Origin of the sequence: Pseudoalteromonas sp. M8, from assembly GCF_018141365.1 — a bacterium.
Lineage (GTDB): Bacteria > Pseudomonadota > Gammaproteobacteria > Enterobacterales > Alteromonadaceae > Pseudoalteromonas.
In genome coordinates, this window is the sequence record NZ_CP047240.1 from 2,994,299 (window position 1) to 3,012,110 (window position 17,812).

Consider the following 17,812-nt stretch of genomic DNA (forward strand, 5'->3'; position numbering starts at 1 on the left):
ACCAGAATTCAATTATCCTAGTTTCAGTGTAAGCGGTCGTCTTTGAAACTCAATACGAGATAGTATGAAAGGTCTATTGAGGCGATAAACGGTTTATTCACCACTTAACACTCAAAACAATGTTTTTATTTGGGTATAAGCTCTACGGCTAACTTCATAGCGATTGGGCAGCGACTTGAGGCAAACATAGTGCTTTTGTTCATGTAGTTCTAAAGCAGAAATTTCTGTTCGCTTAACTAATGTACTGCGATGGATTTGAATAAAATGTGTTGGAAACTTATCTAACAGTGACTTGAGTGACATGTCAATTAATGCTTGTAGGCCGGAATTCAAGGTTACTCGCGTATATTTTTCATCCGCCTCGGCAACAATAACATCCGAAGCCTGAACGTAACGCAACTCACTGCCAACGTAATAGCTGAGCGTCTCCATACTCGGAAAGATAGTAGTCAATAAAGCATCAAGCTTATCACTATCTAGTGGCTTCACTAGATAACCATTGGCGTGCAGTTCAAATGCTTCTAACGCATATTCCGGATGCGCCGTTAGAAACACGATTTTCATCCTCGGAAATTGCAGGCGTAATTGACTCGCAAGCTCAACACCTGACTGACCTGGCATCGAAATATCAAGAAAAATTAGCTGTACAGGCTCCTGATTTAGTAGCGCTTCCACACCGTCAGCACAGTCAACTTCACCGATACAACGAAAGCCCACGTGCTTTTGCATTAGTCGTTTAACGCGAGCTCTTGCCAACGGCTCATCATCCACAATAAGATAAGATATTACTGTTTTCATAGTGGTAGCGAAAAACTGACGGTATAGCTATCTTGACTGGCTTCGGTTTTAAAATCAATGGGCTGATTGTAGTGTAAAGTCAAGCGGCGTCTGATGTTACTTATCCCAATGCCATGCCCTTGGTGCGTCGGCTTTAATTTTGCGTCATAGCTGTTAAAAATTACCACCGTTAAGGTGCGTTTACTACAGTGAATATGAATACGAATATCCGCTCCATTTGGGTTTGGCTCTACCCCATGGCTAACCGCGTTCTCCACCAATGGCTGCAATATCAACGCAGGGATCAAAACATCTCCCAAGACATTGTCTAATTCCCACTCTACCCTCAGACGCTCTGCAAAGCGCCACTGCTCAAGTGCTAAATACGCTTTGCATAAAGATATTTCACTTTCCAGCGGAACAATATTTTGTGTGGACATCGCAGCGCGAGATAAATCGGCAAGGGCTAATGCTGACTTTTCTGCTGCACTTGGATCGATATGAGTCAATTCGGCCACTGTATTGAGTGAGTTATATAAAAAGTGCGGCCGAATTCTCGCATGTAACGCTTCAAGTTCCGCTTGAGATAGCGCTTTCACCTTACGAATATTATCGGTAAAGATAGCTAAGAAATGCGCGAAAAGCGTGATAATGCAAAGACATATTGCGATGTTACGCCATAAGCTCAATTCAATTTTTGCCTCATCAATCCAACCGAGCAATGTAAAACCATAGGGAAAAGCCGTACTAGTGACAACAGTACAAAGCACGAAGACAGAAATGAGAATACCTGCTTCAACTAGATCTGAGCGCTTCTCAACAGCGTGGCGCACAATCGCTATCACGGCAAGTGATAAAAAGGCAGTGAAATGAATAAATAAGCTAGTTAACCCAAGGGATTGCCAAAACGCAGTCGCGGAAATCAACGTATATAAAAAGGCTAGGATTTGCGAGGCAACTAGCAATGCTAGCACACCTCGCTCACTCAATAGTGCAGACAACAACCTGATACGCGGTGTCATCGTGCTAACTCTCTTATCTGAGTTCTACAGGTACGGCAAACACGACATTTTCTTCTTGTCCTGGGTTCTCAACTACCGTTTTCCCACCAAGTTCTTTAAGTCGAGAGATAACCTGTTGAACCAACACTTCAGGTGCAGATGCGCCGGCAGTTACACCTACCTTTGCAACCCCATCGAACCAAGCTTCTTCGATGGAAGAGGCATCATCGATAAGAAATGCTTTAGTTCCCATTTTATCCGCAAGCTCTCTTAAACGGTTAGAGTTAGAACTATTTTTCGCACCCACCACAAGCAATAAATCAACTTTGTCCGCTAAGTCGCGAACCGCATCTTGGCGGTTTTGCGTGGCATAACAGATATCATCTTTTCGAGGACCACTGATGTTCGGAAACTTGCTACGCAGTGCGTCAATTACATCCGCAGTGTCATCTACCGATAATGTTGTTTGACTGCAATAGAACACATTGTCAGCATCTTTCACTTCGAGTGCTGCTACATCCTCTGGTTTTTCAACGAGATAAATACCACCATTCGGATTGTCATACTGCCCCATAGTACCCTCAACTTCAGGATGCCCATGGTGCCCAATCAAAATACACTCAGTACCTCTGCGGCTAGCACGCGTCACTTCCATATGCACCTTTGTCACTAACGGACAAGTCGCATCAAAGACTTTTAGCTCTCGGCGCTTCGCTTCATTACGTACTTGCTGAGAAACACCATGCGCGCTGAAAATAACAATACTGTCGTCTGGCACTTCATTTAGCTCTTCAACGAATACCGCACCACGAGACTTCAGACCATCAACAACATATTTGTTATGAACAACTTCATGGCGAACATAAATAGGCGCTTCGAAAATATCGAGTGCACGCTCAACAATGCTGATCGCTCTATCTACACCTGCACAGAATCCTCTCGGGTTTGCCAGCAAGATATCCATCAGTTATTTACCTCAAGAATTTCAACTTCAAACGTTACTTTTTGGCCTGCAAGCGGGTGATTGAAATCGACAGTTACCGAGTCGCCGGCTACTTCTCGGATCAATCCAGGTAAGTCAGTACCATCAGGTTGCGTAAATGCAATGATGCTACCTACTTGAGCAGGGGTTTCTGCGCCAAATTTGCTTCTATCAACATAATAGATGTTATCAGGATTTGGTTGTCCAAACGCGTCTTCTGGCTCTAGCTCAAAAGATTTCTCATCGCCCGCTTTTAATCCAAGCAAGCACTTTTCAAAATTTTCCGTCAGGCTGCCATCACCCATAAACAACTTAGCGGGTTTATTATGAACTTTGGTAGAATCTGCTGCTGAACCGTCTGATAACTTGATTGAAAAATGGAACAAGACTTCAGACTTTGCTCCAATTAGTTGCTCACTCACGCATTTTTCTCCTGTGGTTTATCGCCACTGGTAAAGGCATCGAAAATTAATAGTGCAGCACCGCCGACAATCGCCATGTCTGCGACATTAAACGCTGGATAATGCCAGTCTTGATAATAGAAATGAAGGAAGTCAATCACATAACCATGAATAATGCGGTCGTATAAATTTCCTACCGCACCACCTAATACCAGCGCGTAGGCCAATCCCAACTTCCAATTTGATGCCGGCAACTTACGTAGCCAAAAAATCAATAAAGTGCTAATCGCCACGGCAATGCCACTTAAAAAGTAACGTTGCCAGCCACCTGCTTCACTTAGGAAGCTAAAAGCCGCACCATAGTTATGCATATAGGTGAGATTGAATATAGGCAAAATATCAATGGACTCATAGAGTTCCATTTCAGTCATAACCAGTGCTTTGGTGAAATAGTCTACTGCAAAAAGCAGTAGACTAAGCCACAACCACACCAGACCACTTTTCTGTGTAGTTTGTGTCACGTTTTACTCCTAGGCGAATTGACGCTGCTCGCCGTCACCTTCAACGTTACTAATACAACGGCCACAGATATCTGCATGTTGCTCATTCTTACCTACGTCGTCCGTATAGTGCCAACAACGATCACATTTTTTAGCCGATGTTGCCGCTACACTAATGTATAAACCATCAATTTCTGATGAAATTGCATTTTCTGGCTTGCGGTTGACTACTTCTACCGTTGCTTTCGAAGTCAGTAAAACAAAGCGCAATTCGTCGCCAATGGCGTTGAGCTGCTCAGCTAAGTCACCGCCAGTATATAGCGTTACTTCAGCCTGTAGCGTCGCACCGATCACTTCTTCTTTACGTGCATTCTCAAGCACACGGTTTACTTCATCACGTACCGCCAGTAGGTTTTGCCAGTACTCGTTATTCAACGAGCCTTCTGTCGCCCCTTCAATTGCATCATACCAAGTATCCGTGAATACAAACTGGCCACGCTCACCTGGTAATACTTCCCAGATTTCTTGCGCAGTAAAGCTCATGATTGGCGCCATCCAACGTGTCATCGCTTCGGCGATATGATAAAGCGCTGATTGACAAGAACGACGGGCATGGCTATCACTTTTCGCCGTGTACTGACGGTCTTTAATCACGTCTAGATAGAACGAACCCAATTCACCAGTACAGAAATTCATAAGCTTCTGTGTTACTTGAAGCATTTGATACTTGTCGTACGCTGTTTTGATCTCAGTTTGTAGCTGTGCAGCACGCGCAACAATCCAGCGATCTAGCTCAACCATATCTTCAATTGCTACTAAATTCGTTTTTGGATCAAAGCCGCTTAGGTTCGCAAGTAGATAACGACTTGTGTTACGAATACGACGATAACGGTCAGCTGAGCGCTTAAAGATTTCATCAGACACAGTCATTTCGGCCGTATAATCGGTAGAAGCTACCCATAAACGTAAAATATCTGCACCTAGTTTGTTCATGATGTCTTGCGGCGAGATCACGTTGCCTAATGACTTAGACATCTTATGGCCTTTTTCATCGACCGTGAAGCCATGCGTTAACACTTGCTTATAAGGTGCATGGCCATTGATAGCAACTGAAGTCATCATTGATGACATAAACCAACCACGGTGCTGATCCGAGCCTTCAAGGTAAAGATCTGCAGGACCTGTTAAATCTTCACGCGCATCAACAACACACGCATGTGTTACACCTGAGTCAAACCATACGTCTAGTGTATCTTGTACTTTTACGTACTGTTGAGCATCTGCTTCACTTAATAGCGCGCTAAGCTCTAGGTCGTACCACGCCTGAATACCCTTTTCTTCCACTAATTTAGCAACGGCTTCAATAAGGGCTTCCGTTTCAGGATGTAGGCTACCGGTGTCTTTATCGACAAATAATGCGATTGGTACACCCCAAGTACGCTGACGTGAAATACACCAGTCAGGGCGACCTTCAACCATGTTTGCGATGCGGCTTTCACCCCACTCTGGTAACCACTCTGTCTTTTTGATTTCATTCAGTGAATCAGCACGTAGGTTAGCCTGATCCATGCTGACGAACCATTGTGGCGTCGCACGGAAAATAATAGGAGTTTTGTGACGCCAGCAATGTGGATAACTATGCGTTAGCGCCTTATGACGGAACAATACGCCTTTCTCAGTTAATAACTCAATGATGCTGTCATTTGCTTTAAATACGTGCTGACCTGCAAAAATCGGTGTATCTGGTAGATAAACACCATTTGCACCAACAGGGTTTGCAACTTCTAGACCGTAAGCCTGGCCCGCAGCAAAGTCTTCTTGACCGTGACCAGGTGCAGTGTGAACGATACCAGTACCTGAGTCTGTTGTTACGTGCTCACCTAAAATAACAGGCACATCGAAATCTAAGAATGGGTGTGCAACGCGCAGATTCTCAAGCGCAGCGCCTTTCGCGTAACCTAGTACGTGGAAGTGCTTGAATCCAAAACGATCAACAGCGTCTTTGACTAATTCAGAACCAAGTACAATACGCTGCTCTTGACCTTCATCTTCGATTTGTACCAGCGCATACTCTAGCGCGCCGTGTACTGCCACAGCGCGGTTTGCAGGCAATGTCCAAGGCGTTGTAGTCCAAATTGCGGTACTTACTTCGCCTTTGCCTTCGTGACCTTCGGCCAAGCCAAACGCACCAATGATTGCCGCTTGATCAGCAAACACAAATTTTACGTCGATTGCTGGCGATTGTTTGTCTTGGTATTCAACTTCCGCTTCTGCAAGTGCTGAACCACAATCCGTACACCAGTGAACTGGCTTTGCACCTTTGTGCAGGTGACCATTTTTGATAATACGACCAAGCACACGAATAGCATTGGCTTCAAAATCAAAGTTCATGGTTAGGTATGGCTTATCCCAGTCACCTAAAACACCAAGGCGTTTGAAATCTGTTTTTTGGCCATCAACTTGCTTTTTAGCATAGTCGCGGCACTTTTCACGGAATTCAGCAGCCGATACCTTCTTACCTGGTTTGCCTACTTTCTTTTCCACCTGTAGCTCAATTGGAAGACCATGACAGTCCCAACCAGGTACATAAGGTGCATCAAAATCAGAAAGCGTTTTTGACTTAATAATAATATCTTTTAGGATTTTGTTTACTGAGTGACCTAGGTGAATATCACCATTTGCATACGGAGGACCGTCATGCAAAATAAATGGCTTTTTACCTTTTTTCGCAATGCGAATTTGACCGTATAGGTCTTCTTCATACCATTTTTTCAGCATCTTTGGTTCGCGTTGCGCCAAATTACCACGCATCGGAAACTCAGTTTCCGGTAGATTTAAAGTATGTTTGTAGTCGCTCATTTATCCTACTTTCCGTATCGGCTACGTTAAAGAAAAACACTGTTTTGCATTGCTAACATCACGACTGATTTGTTCTGTTAACTGCGACAATGTTTCGAATTTTTGCTCATCGCGAAGCTTTTCAATTAGCTCCACTTTCATAAACTGACCGTAGATGGTCTCATTAAAATTAAACAGATGCACCTCTAAAAGGGCTTTCGTTCCGTTTAGGGTTGGCTTAGTGCCAACATTCGCTACGCCATAATGTGTTTTGTGATTCACAGTCGCTTTGACCGCATACACACCGCGCACAGGGCTCACTTGGCGTTTTAAGGCAATATTTGCAGTATGGAAACCAAGCTCTCTGCCTTTCTTCCAACCGTGAATAACACGGCCCGAAATGGCATAGGTATGGCCCAACATATCATGTGCTTGACGTAAATCACCAGCCGCAAGTGCCGTGCGGATCAACGTGCTACTTACACGACAATCTTGCTTGCGAAAACTTGCCGTGTCTTTTACTTGCATACCTAGCGGTTCGCCTACTTGCTTTAACATTGCAAAATCACCAGCACGTTCACGGCCAAAACGAAAGTCATCGCCGACCGTGAGCGCCTTGGTTCCAAGCTTTGTCACTAGGACTTCTTTGATAAACTGCTCTGCATCTTGCGAGGCAAATTTGCGATTAAAGTTGACGCAAATGACCCGCTCTATGCCAAGCTCTTGCAACAGGACTAGCTTATCACGTAATCGCGTCAGCCTAGCCGGTGCTTTATCTTTGGCAAAAAACTCCAAGGGCTGCGGCTCAAATAACATCACTGTGCTTGGAAGTTGATAGTGTTTTGCGTCGCTAATCAGCCCCTTCAAAACCTCTACATGTCCAAGATGAACCCCGTCAAAGTTTCCAATCGTCAACACACAACCAAAATGATGTGGTCGAATATTATGGATCCCTCGGATTAGTTGCATAGTGCCGTGCCTTTGTGCAGCAAATATCAAAGAGCCCGATTATACCCAAGTTGCTTAAAAATGCGAATCAAGCATCTCGGATTGTGCTCAATCTTACCCCTAGTATAAATAGTAAACTAAAATAGCTCACCATCGCAGTTACTAATAATCCGCAAAGTAATAGCACCTGCTCCATCAGTCCCCACTCTAGCCATTCAAAACGTGCGCCGAGAAAGTATACACATACAGCCATCACGACCGCTGCAACAAAGCATTTGGCAGTAAAACCAAGAGAAAATGCGCTTAGCTGATACACACCTTGATGTGACAGCTGACGATAAAGTAAAAACGCATTACAAGACGCTGATAATGAAGTTGCCAATGCAAGGCCGATATAGCCAATAAAAGGAGCTAAAAGCAGATTAAACACCATATTCAGTACCATCGAAATGATACCTATACGAACTGGCGTTTTTATGTCTTGTCTCGCATAAAACCCCGGAGCGAGCACTTTTATTAGCATAAAACTTAGCAAACCGACGGAATATGCAGCAACACCTAAGCTGACTTTTTCTATATTGTCTGCATTTTGAGAAACAAACTCACCGTGTCCAAACAATACTGAAATGATAAGTGGGCTTATTACCATCAACCCAAACATTGCGGGTAAACCTAAAAAAACAACGAAGCGCACCCCCAATCCAGCGTCTTTTGGAAGTCTGAACTATTGTCTCCGGCATGCAACCTCGACAATGCAGGTAAGATGACCGTAGCAATTCCAACACCAAACAGACCCAGTGGAAACTCAATTAATCGATCTGAATAATACAACCAAGCAATTGAGCCTGTGACTAAAAACGAGGCGATAACGGTGTCTATTAATAAGTTAATTTGGCTAACAGAAACTCCAAATAATGCTGGGATCATTAAAGTTCTTACTTTGGTTACCTCGGGGCTTCGCCAAGCAAAGCGGGGGCGACTTAGCACCTTTAAACGCAGTAAAAACGGTATTTGGAATAGCAGTTGAACCATTCCCCCAATAAATACCCCTAGTGCCAATGCATATGCACCCTGCTCAAATTTATCATGAAGGAAAATAGCGCAAATAATAATCGCAACGTTCAATAATACAGGGGTAAAAGCAGCTGCGGCAAAACGATTATAAACATTCAGTACCGCGCCACTCAGAGCCACGAGAGAAACAAAGAACAAATAAGGAAAGGTCAGTTTTAATAGTGCACTTGCAAGCACAAACTTTTCACCATCTGCACCACCTTGCCACCAATCTATGAACCAACTCGTACCGAATAATGCCGCAATGACAGGCGAACCAACTACGCCCAAAATAGTGACAATAAGTAGCACCGTGCCAAGTGTACCTGCGGCTTGTGCAACAAATAACCTCACTTTATCATCGCCATGCTTTTCTCTAATTTCAGAAAGCACAGGTACAAATGCCTGAGCAAACGCGCCTTCAGCGAATAGTCTACGTAAAAAATTAGGGATCCGGTTGGCGAATAAAAAGACATCTGCGGCCAATCCAGCGCCTAATAAGTTTGCCACGACGGCATCTCGAACGAGGCCCAGAACCCGCGAAATCATAGTCATGGCACTGACAATCATACCCGATTTAAATAACCCTTTTGCCACCTTAACTCCTAAATTCAGTGAATCGCGGCAGATTATGCCACAGTCGTTGTGCATTTAGCACTAGGCGTGCCCTGTCAGCTTTGATACAATACGCGCCATTAACCTTGGTAGGCCTGTTTCACCTTGTGAAATTTGACTGTTTACTTTGGTTCAGACCTGAGATTTTCAAGGCACTTTGTGAAGCTACGCTTTGCAAATTATTAGTGCAACTTGGGATATTACGGGTTTACTTGCCTGCTATAGAAGTAAAAATGTCGCATAGCAACGTTTTGATTTGTACAGGTTAAGAATTGAGAATAGCCCAAGTCGAGTCTTGGGTGTTGAACATTAGGCCGCGCTTGTTAATTTATATTGACTTTTGCGATTAAAACAGGCATATTCCTCGGCCTTTAAATTAAGCTTATTTTAAGATTGTTAGGAGCAAACCTTGGCTAACATCAAGTCTGCAAAAAAACGCGCTATCACTAGCGAAAAGCGTCGTAAGCACAACGCAAGCCGTCGTTCAATGATGCGTACATACTTCAAAAAAGTAATCGCTGCAATTGAAGCTGGTGATAAAGAAGCTGCAACTCAAGCATTCGCTGTTGCTGCACCTATCCTAGACCGTTACGCAACTAAAGGTCTAATCCACAAAAACAAAGCTGCTCGTCATAAGAGCCGTTTAGTTGCTAAGATCAAAGCACTTTAATTTGTTGCTGGATTGAAAAAACCGACACTATGTCGGTTTTTTTATGTCTGTAATTTATATACTTTGGTATCAAAAGATAAAATCAGTGCAGTTTTATACCAATTCTAGATCTGGGTAAAACTTCTTCAGCATAGCCGCGATTTTCTTTGGCGAAAATGGCTTAACAACAAAACCTTTAGCACCGCGCTCAATCGCATCTTTAACATTGTCTACCGTTGAGTGTGCCGACACCATAACGACATTAATATTCGGGTTTATTTCATTTAGGGTTGCAATTAACTCTTTACCATCACCATCGGGCAGCTCAATATCTAAAAAGACAATATCAAAATGTTGCTCTTCACATGACTTTACGCATTGCGTTGCAGTGGAGGCTTCTCTTACATGATCAATGCCTAAGTGCATTAAGGTTTGATGTAAAAAGCTGCGAACTGTCCCTACATCATCGACGATTAAAATAGAGATGTTTTGATCCATAGTCCTTTCCCGTAGGCTGTAGTGTAAAAATAAGCTATTATACTTAGCATAGAAGCATTATAGAGACCTGCAACTAAAAGGCTACTTAAAGCATGGCAAAACCATCAAAAAAACAATCGCTTTTAGGTCAAGTACAGTCCAATCAAAAGAAACGCACTAGTACAACAAAAAACCGTCGACCATCGCCACAACAAATTGCAGCGATAAAGGCTCAACAGACCGCGCAAGCACGGCAAACAAATACACCTCAAACACAAGCCGCTACAGATAACGATAAACCCAAGGGTAAAGGTAAGTGGATAGTGTTTGCTGTGATTGGTGTTTTATTTATTATCCTGCCAAAACCACAACTGATTACTTATGAAAAATTAGGCCTTGTGGCTAGTAGTGTATATTGGTCTGGTCTTCCTGGTATAGATCCTGTGCTATTTGATTCAAACTTACATCCAAAGCCTGCGCTTGAGCGCAATACACTATATTTATGCCACGATTTGAAAAACCCTGACTCCTGTCAGAAGTACCAAATCGTTAAGCAAGAAGGGTTTATTGCAGCCATGATGAAGCTGCTCCAAGGCTAAAGCGAAAAAGCAACGAAAATGCCTCTCTATTGGGGCATTTAAACCTTATACGCATTTACGAAAGGCCGAACACCTCACAAGCAATTAATGAAAAGCGCGAGCCTTAATTGTCATCGCTGCTAGTAATTCACTTCTATCGATTAACCTACCAGCAATAACATGTACCACTTCACCCTCTTTCTCTACTATACCCTTTATTTCTAATAGCTGTGCGCCCATATAGGCTTGCTTTTGTGCTCGAGCAGTACCAGACCACACAATTACATTGATGTTGCCTGTTTCATCTTCTAAAGTAAAAAAGGTCACGCCTTTTGCGGTACCCGGGGCTTGCTTTCCTGTCACCAGCCCTATCACTGTTACTAACGATTTATGCGGTCGATAAAGCAGTTCATTGGCCTTAACCGTTCGGTGTATAAGCTTTGCTTGCTCAAGTTGCTTGATTGGGTGAGTGCGTAAAGAAACCTTAGTGCTATTGTAATCTTCCTGTAAGTTTTCAAACTCTGTGGCGCTAAAGTGACTATATTGCGACTCTTTCTCTTCAATATCGCTGAATAGTGGCAAGGTTTTACTTTGATCTGCAAGTGACCACCTAGCCGCATAACGGCTATCTACAAAGTGATGTAAAGCATCCGCGGAAATCAGCTTTTCAATAGTGCTGTTAGTAATACCAGCTTGCTGTAACTGCACGATATTCCCAAACCCCTCTTGAGGTCTGCATTGTAATAATTGCAGTGCTTCTTCTTCACTTAACCCTTTTATAAGCTGAAATCCTAACCGGATCGCAAACGTTGCTTGTCTTGGCTCTTGTACGACTTGATGTTCGTAATCGGACTGGTTAACACAGATAGGTAAAATGCTAACCTCATGCCTTGATGCATCTTGCAACAGCTGTGAAGCCGAATAAAACCCCATTGGAAAGCTATTGAGTAGAGCGGTATAAAACATTGCGGGGTAGTAGTATTTCAACCACGCAGAGGCATAAGCCAGCACTGCAAAAGAAGCAGAGTGGCTTTCAGGAAAACCATATTCACCAAAGCCACAGATCTGCTCAAAAATCCGCTCAGCAAATTGTGCTTCATAGCCCCGAGCCAGCATGCCTCGAATAAGCTTTTCTCTAAACGGCATTAGCTCCCCGGTTTTTTTCCATGACGCCATGGCTCGGCGTAGGCTATCCGCTTCTCCTCCAGTGAACCCAGCAGCAACCATAGCCAGTTTTATCACTTGTTCTTGGAAAATGGGAACCCCCATAGTCCTCTCTAATACCGATTTAACCGCTTCTGATGGATAGGTCACTTGCTCTTCACCATCCCGTCGCTTTAAAAATGGATGCACCATATCCCCTTGAATAGGGCCGGGACGTACAATCGCTATTTGGATCACTAAGTCGTAGTAATTCGCGGGTTTCAGCCTTGGCAACATACTCATTTGTGCACGAGACTCTACTTGAAACACGCCAACACTATCCCCTTTTTGCAACATCTTATAGACCAAAGGGTCGTCTTGCATACGAGTCAATTGGGCAAGATCCAGGTTTCGCTTCGTATGCGCTGCAATATAGCCAAAACACTTACGGATAGCGCTTAGCATACCCAAGGCCAAGATATCGACTTTGAGTAACTTAAGGGTTTCAAGGTCATCTTTATCCCATTGAATAATGGTGCGCTCTGGCATAGCTGCATTTTCTACGGGCACTAATTCATGTAATGGGCTTTCTGAGATAACAAAACCACCAACATGCTGCGATAAATGCCTTGGAAACCCCATAATCTCATTAACCAACTGAATAAAATGCTGACCTTTTAATGAGTTTGGCTCTAACCCTAACTCCACTAATTGGGCCTGCCAGTTAAGTCCTTTATCACGGCGGTTGAGATGCTTAATAAAGTACTCTATTTGCGCCATTTCAATGCCCAAGGCTTTGCCAACATCACGCATGGCACTTTTTAAACGATACGTGATCACCGTTGCTGCTAATGCTGCGCGTTTACGACCATATTTTTTGTAGATATATTGGATCACCTCTTCACGACGTTGGTGTTCAAAATCCACATCTATATCGGGTGGCTCATTACGCTCTTTACTAATAAAACGCTCGAACAATACACCCACTTGCCGAGGGTCAACCGCGGTTATCTCTAAGCAATAACAGACCACAGAGTTAGCGGCTGAGCCTCGCCCTTGGTATAAGATTTGATGCTGTTTGGCATACATCACAATGTCATGAATAGTGATAAAGAAAAACGGATAATCAAGCGCTTCGATAAGCGCTAGCTCTTTATCAATAATGGCTTCTATATCTGGCGGCACGCCATCAGGAAAGCGAACTTGTTTACCCTTTTCGACCAACGCGCGTAAATAAGTCATTGGAGTAAAACCTTTAGGCACTAACTCCTGAGGATATTGATAATGCAATGAGTCTAAATTAAATACACATCGCTTCGCGATATTGGCACTTTCTTCAAGAAAGGTAGGTGAAAACAACTTATTAAGCTTAGTGATAGATCTAAGTGCCGACTCGCTATTGCTAATCATTTTCTCAGGGATCTCGCTTATCACACGATTCTGTCGAATGGCTGTCAGTGTATGCTGTAGCGCAAGTCTAGACGAGCAGTGCATAAGCACCCCACCAACAGCGCAAATAGGTATTTGGTAAGCTTTTGACAGTTTTACACAATGGGTAAAATAATGTACATCTTTTGCACTCAAGTTACGTCGGTAGCCAATCCATATTCTATTATGGTGATATTTACACAGCCATTGCAATGATTGAACATCTTGACTGTTTCCCTTTGGCAACCATAACAATAAGACATGCTTAAGCGACATAATATCCCACTCACTAAGCTGATATTGTCCCTTCTCCGTTCGCTGGCGAGCATTACTGATCACTCGACATAACTCTGTATAAGCGAGCTGGCAAGGACAAAGAGCAACCAACTCAATATTGTTGTACTTCAGTAAACTCCCAACTATCAGTTTTATCTTGAGTTTATGATCACGAATATAAGCATGAGCACGGACAATACCAGCCAAAGAGCATTCGTCAGTAATAGCTATTGCGCTGTAACCTAAAAAATCTGCTTGTTTGACCAACTCTTCTGGTCGCGATGCGCCAGTCAAAAATGAAAAGTTGCTCTGGCAAAAAAGCTCGGCATAAGACATTAGCTAAATACTCCATGAATATACCAATGATTATTTTGCTCTCGAAATACCCATAACCGCTGCGCTTGTTCATTTTGTACAATAAAATAATCTCGCTGGACCGGCTCACCGTCCCACCACCCCGAAGCGATACGCTCTGGACCAGAAATAATATTGACTCTTTCACATAACGGCTGTGGCTTCGGAAATAGGATAGTAGGTCTTAATTTACTCTTGAGTGTCGTGAAACGTGGCTCGTGGCTATAAGTGCTGGCCTTTTCAGGACGAGGATCGCCTGTAAGTTGTAAACCTTGCACTGCCTGCTCACCGAGCTTAGCACATAGAATAGCCCGCAGTCCTTGCGCAGACATCGCACTTTGCTGCGTTGAGAAGAGATCTTTTATTGTGGCATGCTGCGCTTCTAGTGCATCAGCTTTGAGTGAAACACTTTGTACGGGTGCATCTAAGGTTATGGATTCTAGCTTGAGGTTTAACAAGCGCTGCCAATTTGCCGCCTTATATTCAGGCTCCGCGCTGTTTAATGTGATCTCTAAAGCCTCTTTATCTCGAAGTGCTAAGGTAAAATAAAGCGTTCGAGTTACTAAGTTACGTTGCTGTAGGAATAACGCTAAACGCGATAGCAAATGCTCGATTGGCTTTTCTAACCAAGCCATTATTTCAACTTCGTAAAGTAAAGGTGCAGTAAGCTCAAAGGTTTCCACAGGTTGGTAATAGTTAAGGGTTTCCTTTAGTTTTCCAAACAAGCAGCCTACATAATGTACGAGTTCAGTATCAAAACGTTTGGCCAGTTCACTGAGTGAAAACTGCTCTAACTGCGCCACGTTTTTAACTCCGGTGCGAGCAAGCAACTCAATCACTTGACTGTCTAGACTTGTACGTGTTAATCCTATCTTCCCCAAGTAATGACGCTTTTGGCACTGCGTTAACATAAGCGCATTGCAATGCTCTCGCGCTAAGAGCTTAGCCATTATTGTGGACTCACCCATGCCGTAATAATAACTCTTGCCAAGTTGCGCTAATTGTCCAGATATTACTTGCCAGTAACTTGGCAAATCATGATAGAGCGACAGCATAGAATCGACTTTAAGCACAAGGCCATTAGGTTCATCGATTACAATATCTGCACTTACTTGATAAAGCGTATTGGCAATTTCTAATAGCTGCTGTCTTTCTAGAAGGTCGTCGTAGGGCAAAACATGAAGCTGTGTACACAATGCACAAGCAGTCCCAAGGCCCATTCCTATTTTTATACCTCGCTGCTGCGCTGCATCATTGAGCTGCACTATCTGGTTTTTGCGGCCATCAATAATAACAACGGGTGTAACAAAATCACCAGAAACCGTTCGCTTTGTCATTCCCTCTAGTTGCAGCATAGGAAAATAGAGATATAACCACATAACTAGCTCGTTAAACGCCGCTCATAGCCTGTAAATGCAACTATATTATCGCTAACATGAGGTAGATTTGGCTTTTCAAGCTCTGGCCAATAGTGGGGGTTTTCTAGTTTAAGACTACGATGTGCCAAGTGCCCCTTGTGCTTCTTCACTATCACATCCAAGCCGCTGTGCTGTGCTTGTAAAGCCACTGAAAGCGTAAATGGTAGAGTTTGAGCGTACTGTGCTTGATGTAAAACAAATAACCTACAACCTCCCGTCTGTGCACCTAGCTGCAAACGCTTTACAGCGGCAATAGAAAGCGCTTCGTGCCAAAGTACAAGCGCACTACACGCACCACTTTTTACACACTGCTCCGCAGCCCACAGTGCTTCTTTTTCACTTGGTGGCTGCAATATCATAAATTCACTCAGGTCTAACGATAAATAATGCAATGCCGCGGCATGTATTTGTCCTGGTGGATTAATTAATACCTTCAAACGGTTATCATCCGCAAAGTGGGGCAATATCAACCTTAACTCCCCTATCCCCATCGCAGTTTTTACACCAATCACACCTTGTTGCGGCCAACCACCACACAGCACATCATCAAGTGCAGCAAAGCGAGTACTGACGACATCATGCTGCACGGCCTTTCCACGCCCACGCCAAAGCAAGTTTTTACGCTCAAGAAGATCTATATAATTCGCCATACATCACCAAACACTGTTTATACATACAGTATATTTAAATAAAGACAGATCGCAAGTAGATCGCTAGAAAAGAGACGAGTTAAAAAGTAACCATGGTTTACGCTTTAAGTTAATCGTGTTTTGCTTAGAGGATATGAAAGTTGCAATGAGTACGGCGCGTAGATAATCGTCTTAGGCCTAGTTATCTAAGACAAGAGCTAACCAACTGAGCCTGCCACTTTGCCACAACAGGCAAAGTTATGTCGACATTATTATAAGCTTATGTTGAAAAGTGAGCTGTTTGATTGCGATGACAAAGGAAGGGCTAAAGTAAATGAGCTTTTTGGATTTTTGTAAAGGAAGCTCGCTTAGAAGAGAAAATGCAAGCAAGCCCAGTGGTCGGGATTCGAATCGAAGCGTCGAACCGCCGCAACCCCGGCGTGACAGGCCATGCCCACTTCATATTGTTAATCGGGCTTAATAGGTACAACCCATAACTCATTGGTTTAATTTAATGCGTAACACCGAATAAAACTTTTATTTGACCACGAGTTTTGTAAAGTTTTATTTATCAGAGTTTGAAAGGCATAATATTACAGTTATCAATTATTATCTGAATTCGGGTATACTTACTGCGAAATTAAATTTTCACTTATAATATTTGGTAAGTTTTTTGACTAATATTTTTTCAATCTTTTAAATATTTTACGACTAGCTTTTACCAATTTCCCAACTTTTTTCGTTCTCGGTGAATATACTGGCAACGGTTTTGAATAGTCCAATACCACAGCTTGCGCCATTAAATCTAAATCATTGTTTTGCATATACCATTTCTTCTCAAAACGATAAAAACCCAAAATACCATTATTAACCAAGTAGCAGTCAGTTAACTGTCTAAGTTCCCTGATTACTTGTGAGCCACCAGTACCTCCCTTATTCGCACTATTATGCATTAATTGTGTATTAGCATTAAGTAATTGAGCAGCAATAATGCTATCTTTTTCACCATACAAACCAATTCTTTGTAAATCCAACATATGGGCCGCTGCCATTATATCACCCATCACATGAGGCTCAGCAAGATAATCACAAGCAGCAGTCAAAGCGTTGGCAAAATCATCTATTTGTAGTTGATCATCAAATAAACTTGAATATCGTGCAGCCTGACGAAAAAAGCCAACATCAGCACGGGCATAAGCTTGATAGTTTTCAGCAACATTCCCCTCACTTTCGCGTCCCGAGCGCTGAAATGCCCCCGTAAATTGCATTTGGCGGATAAACTTACACAGGTCTGTTTGAGCCGCAACCAATTGAACAATATCTTGTCGGAACTCATCAGGGTACTTACCCACCAAGCGAATAATATCTCCAGACAAACGACCTTGGCGAATACCGTGATCTAATGGATGATTAGGCCTAAAAACTTCTACACCATACGCTTTTATTTTGTCATTAGGTTTTAGCAAATAAGGCCGACCAAAATGAAACTTAATCAAATCCAGTAACGTTCGAACAAACTCCCATTCAGTCTTAGCTCTGCCCGTTTGTTCAGCGTAGAGTTTCATCTTCTGCAATTGTTCAGGGCTATAACGACTGGTAACGGTCACTGCATTGCGATCAGGCTCTATTGAATGGAACTCATACAAATAGCCAGAGCCGAATGTACGACGGAAAAACAGCTCAAAATCAGTCTTATTAATATTACCAATTTGTTCTGTCAATTGCGGATGAGCCTGCTCAATTAA

At 43.1% G+C, this 17,812-nt stretch carries 14 protein-coding genes and 1 pseudogene; 2 read left to right on the top strand and 13 right to left on the bottom strand.

The annotated features are described in order from the left end of the window. Nucleotides 1-111: 111 nt before the first annotated feature. The 8 genes and pseudogenes from GSF13_RS18240 to murJ form a co-directional block, all read right to left on the bottom strand. On the bottom strand, nucleotides 112-798 hold the full coding sequence (locus GSF13_RS18240; protein ID WP_174169982.1) for a LytTR family DNA-binding domain-containing protein: 687 nt from the start codon (nucleotides 796-798) through the stop codon (nucleotides 112-114). After that, on the bottom strand, nucleotides 795-1,799 hold the full coding sequence (locus GSF13_RS18245; RefSeq protein WP_010606670.1) for a histidine kinase: 1,005 nt from the start codon (nucleotides 1,797-1,799) through the stop codon (nucleotides 795-797). Before GSF13_RS18245 ends, GSF13_RS18240 begins: the two co-directional genes overlap by 4 nt. A gap of 13 nt (nucleotides 1,800-1,812) precedes the next feature. Next, nucleotides 1,813-2,742, bottom strand: a complete 930-nt coding sequence (gene ispH / locus GSF13_RS18250; RefSeq protein ID WP_211866609.1) for a 4-hydroxy-3-methylbut-2-enyl diphosphate reductase — start codon at nucleotides 2,740-2,742, stop codon at nucleotides 1,813-1,815. Continuing rightward, complete coding sequence (fkpB, locus tag GSF13_RS18255; protein ID WP_010370993.1) at nucleotides 2,742-3,182, bottom strand: FKBP-type peptidyl-prolyl cis-trans isomerase; 441 nt, start codon at nucleotides 3,180-3,182, stop codon at nucleotides 2,742-2,744. The genes ispH and fkpB overlap by 1 nt, the downstream gene beginning before the upstream one ends. Further along, a complete protein-coding gene (lspA, locus tag GSF13_RS18260) occupies nucleotides 3,179-3,682 on the bottom strand; it encodes a signal peptidase II (RefSeq protein ID WP_174169979.1) in 504 nt (167 codons plus the stop codon). The genes fkpB and lspA overlap by 4 nt, the downstream gene beginning before the upstream one ends. Before the next feature lie 9 nt (nucleotides 3,683-3,691). After that, nucleotides 3,692-6,520 carry an isoleucine--tRNA ligase gene (gene ileS, locus GSF13_RS18265; protein ID WP_206473398.1) on the bottom strand — a complete coding sequence of 943 codons (2,829 nt, stop codon included), beginning with the start codon at nucleotides 6,518-6,520 and terminating at the stop codon, nucleotides 3,692-3,694. Between the two features lie 21 nt (nucleotides 6,521-6,541). Further along, nucleotides 6,542-7,468: a bifunctional riboflavin kinase/FAD synthetase gene (gene ribF, locus GSF13_RS18270; RefSeq protein WP_174169977.1), complete on the bottom strand. Its 927-nt coding sequence runs from the start codon at nucleotides 7,466-7,468 to the stop codon at nucleotides 6,542-6,544. Between the two features lie 67 nt (nucleotides 7,469-7,535). Beyond that, nucleotides 7,536-9,097 (bottom strand): annotated as a pseudogene (gene murJ, locus GSF13_RS18275) (murein biosynthesis integral membrane protein MurJ). A 427-nt stretch (nucleotides 9,098-9,524) separates the two neighbouring features. Here murJ and rpsT point away from each other — a divergent pair. Then, the gene (rpsT, locus tag GSF13_RS18280; protein WP_010370978.1) at nucleotides 9,525-9,785 is read left to right on the top strand and encodes a 30S ribosomal protein S20; all 261 of its coding nucleotides are present in this window, start codon (nucleotides 9,525-9,527) and stop codon (nucleotides 9,783-9,785) included. A 93-nt stretch (nucleotides 9,786-9,878) separates the two neighbouring features. Here rpsT and GSF13_RS18285 read toward each other — a convergent pair whose 3' ends face one another. Beyond that, a complete protein-coding gene (locus GSF13_RS18285) occupies nucleotides 9,879-10,262 on the bottom strand; it encodes a response regulator (protein WP_010370975.1) in 384 nt (127 codons plus the stop codon). Nucleotides 10,263-10,354: 92 nt separating this feature from the next. Here GSF13_RS18285 and GSF13_RS18290 point away from each other — a divergent pair, with 92 nt between their 5' ends. Beyond that, the gene (locus GSF13_RS18290) at nucleotides 10,355-10,840 is read left to right on the top strand and encodes a hypothetical protein (RefSeq protein WP_102057192.1); all 486 of its coding nucleotides are present in this window, start codon (nucleotides 10,355-10,357) and stop codon (nucleotides 10,838-10,840) included. 84 nt (nucleotides 10,841-10,924) lie between these two features. On the opposite strand, the gene GSF13_RS18295 is transcribed toward GSF13_RS18290, so the two are convergent. The 4 genes from GSF13_RS18295 to GSF13_RS18310 all read right to left on the bottom strand — a co-directional run bounded on the left by GSF13_RS18295 (nucleotide 10,925) and on the right by GSF13_RS18310 (nucleotide 17,788). Next, on the bottom strand, nucleotides 10,925-14,002 hold the full coding sequence (locus GSF13_RS18295; RefSeq protein WP_211866611.1) for an error-prone DNA polymerase: 3,078 nt from the start codon (nucleotides 14,000-14,002) through the stop codon (nucleotides 10,925-10,927). Further along, nucleotides 14,002-15,399 (bottom strand): DNA polymerase Y family protein, encoded by a 1,398-nt coding sequence (locus GSF13_RS18300; protein ID WP_211866613.1) that lies wholly within the window; start codon nucleotides 15,397-15,399, stop codon nucleotides 14,002-14,004. The genes GSF13_RS18295 and GSF13_RS18300 overlap by 1 nt, the downstream gene beginning before the upstream one ends. A gap of 2 nt (nucleotides 15,400-15,401) precedes the next feature. Then, complete coding sequence (gene imuA, locus GSF13_RS18305) at nucleotides 15,402-16,088, bottom strand: translesion DNA synthesis-associated protein ImuA (RefSeq protein ID WP_174169974.1); 687 nt, start codon at nucleotides 16,086-16,088, stop codon at nucleotides 15,402-15,404. A 656-nt stretch (nucleotides 16,089-16,744) separates the two neighbouring features. Continuing rightward, nucleotides 16,745-17,788 carry a SidE phosphodiesterase domain-containing protein gene (locus tag GSF13_RS18310; protein ID WP_211866615.1) on the bottom strand — a complete coding sequence of 348 codons (1,044 nt, stop codon included), beginning with the start codon at nucleotides 17,786-17,788 and terminating at the stop codon, nucleotides 16,745-16,747. Nucleotides 17,789-17,812: the final 24 nt, after the last annotated feature.

Excerpts from the sequence above, each read along its gene's own strand:
- GSF13_RS18240 (WP_174169982.1), bottom strand. The coding sequence starts at position 798 with ATGAAAACAGTAATATCTTATCTTATTGTGGATGATGAGCCGTTGGCA.
- GSF13_RS18245 (WP_010606670.1), bottom strand. The coding sequence starts at position 1,799 with ATGACACCGCGTATCAGGTTGTTGTCTGCACTATTGAGTGAGCGAGGT.
- ispH (WP_211866609.1), bottom strand. The coding sequence starts at position 2,742 with ATGGATATCTTGCTGGCAAACCCGAGAGGATTCTGTGCAGGTGTAGAT.
- ileS (WP_206473398.1), bottom strand. The coding sequence starts at position 6,520 with ATGAGCGACTACAAACATACTTTAAATCTACCGGAAACTGAGTTTCCG.
- ribF (WP_174169977.1), bottom strand. The coding sequence starts at position 7,468 with ATGCAACTAATCCGAGGGATCCATAATATTCGACCACATCATTTTGGT.
- GSF13_RS18285 (WP_010370975.1), bottom strand. The coding sequence starts at position 10,262 with ATGGATCAAAACATCTCTATTTTAATCGTCGATGATGTAGGGACAGTT.
- GSF13_RS18290 (WP_102057192.1), top strand. The coding sequence starts at position 10,355 with ATGGCAAAACCATCAAAAAAACAATCGCTTTTAGGTCAAGTACAGTCC.
- GSF13_RS18295 (WP_211866611.1), bottom strand. The coding sequence starts at position 14,002 with ATGTCTTATGCCGAGCTTTTTTGCCAGAGCAACTTTTCATTTTTGACT.
- GSF13_RS18300 (WP_211866613.1), bottom strand. The coding sequence starts at position 15,399 with ATGTGGTTATATCTCTATTTTCCTATGCTGCAACTAGAGGGAATGACA.
- imuA (WP_174169974.1), bottom strand. The coding sequence starts at position 16,088 with ATGGCGAATTATATAGATCTTCTTGAGCGTAAAAACTTGCTTTGGCGT.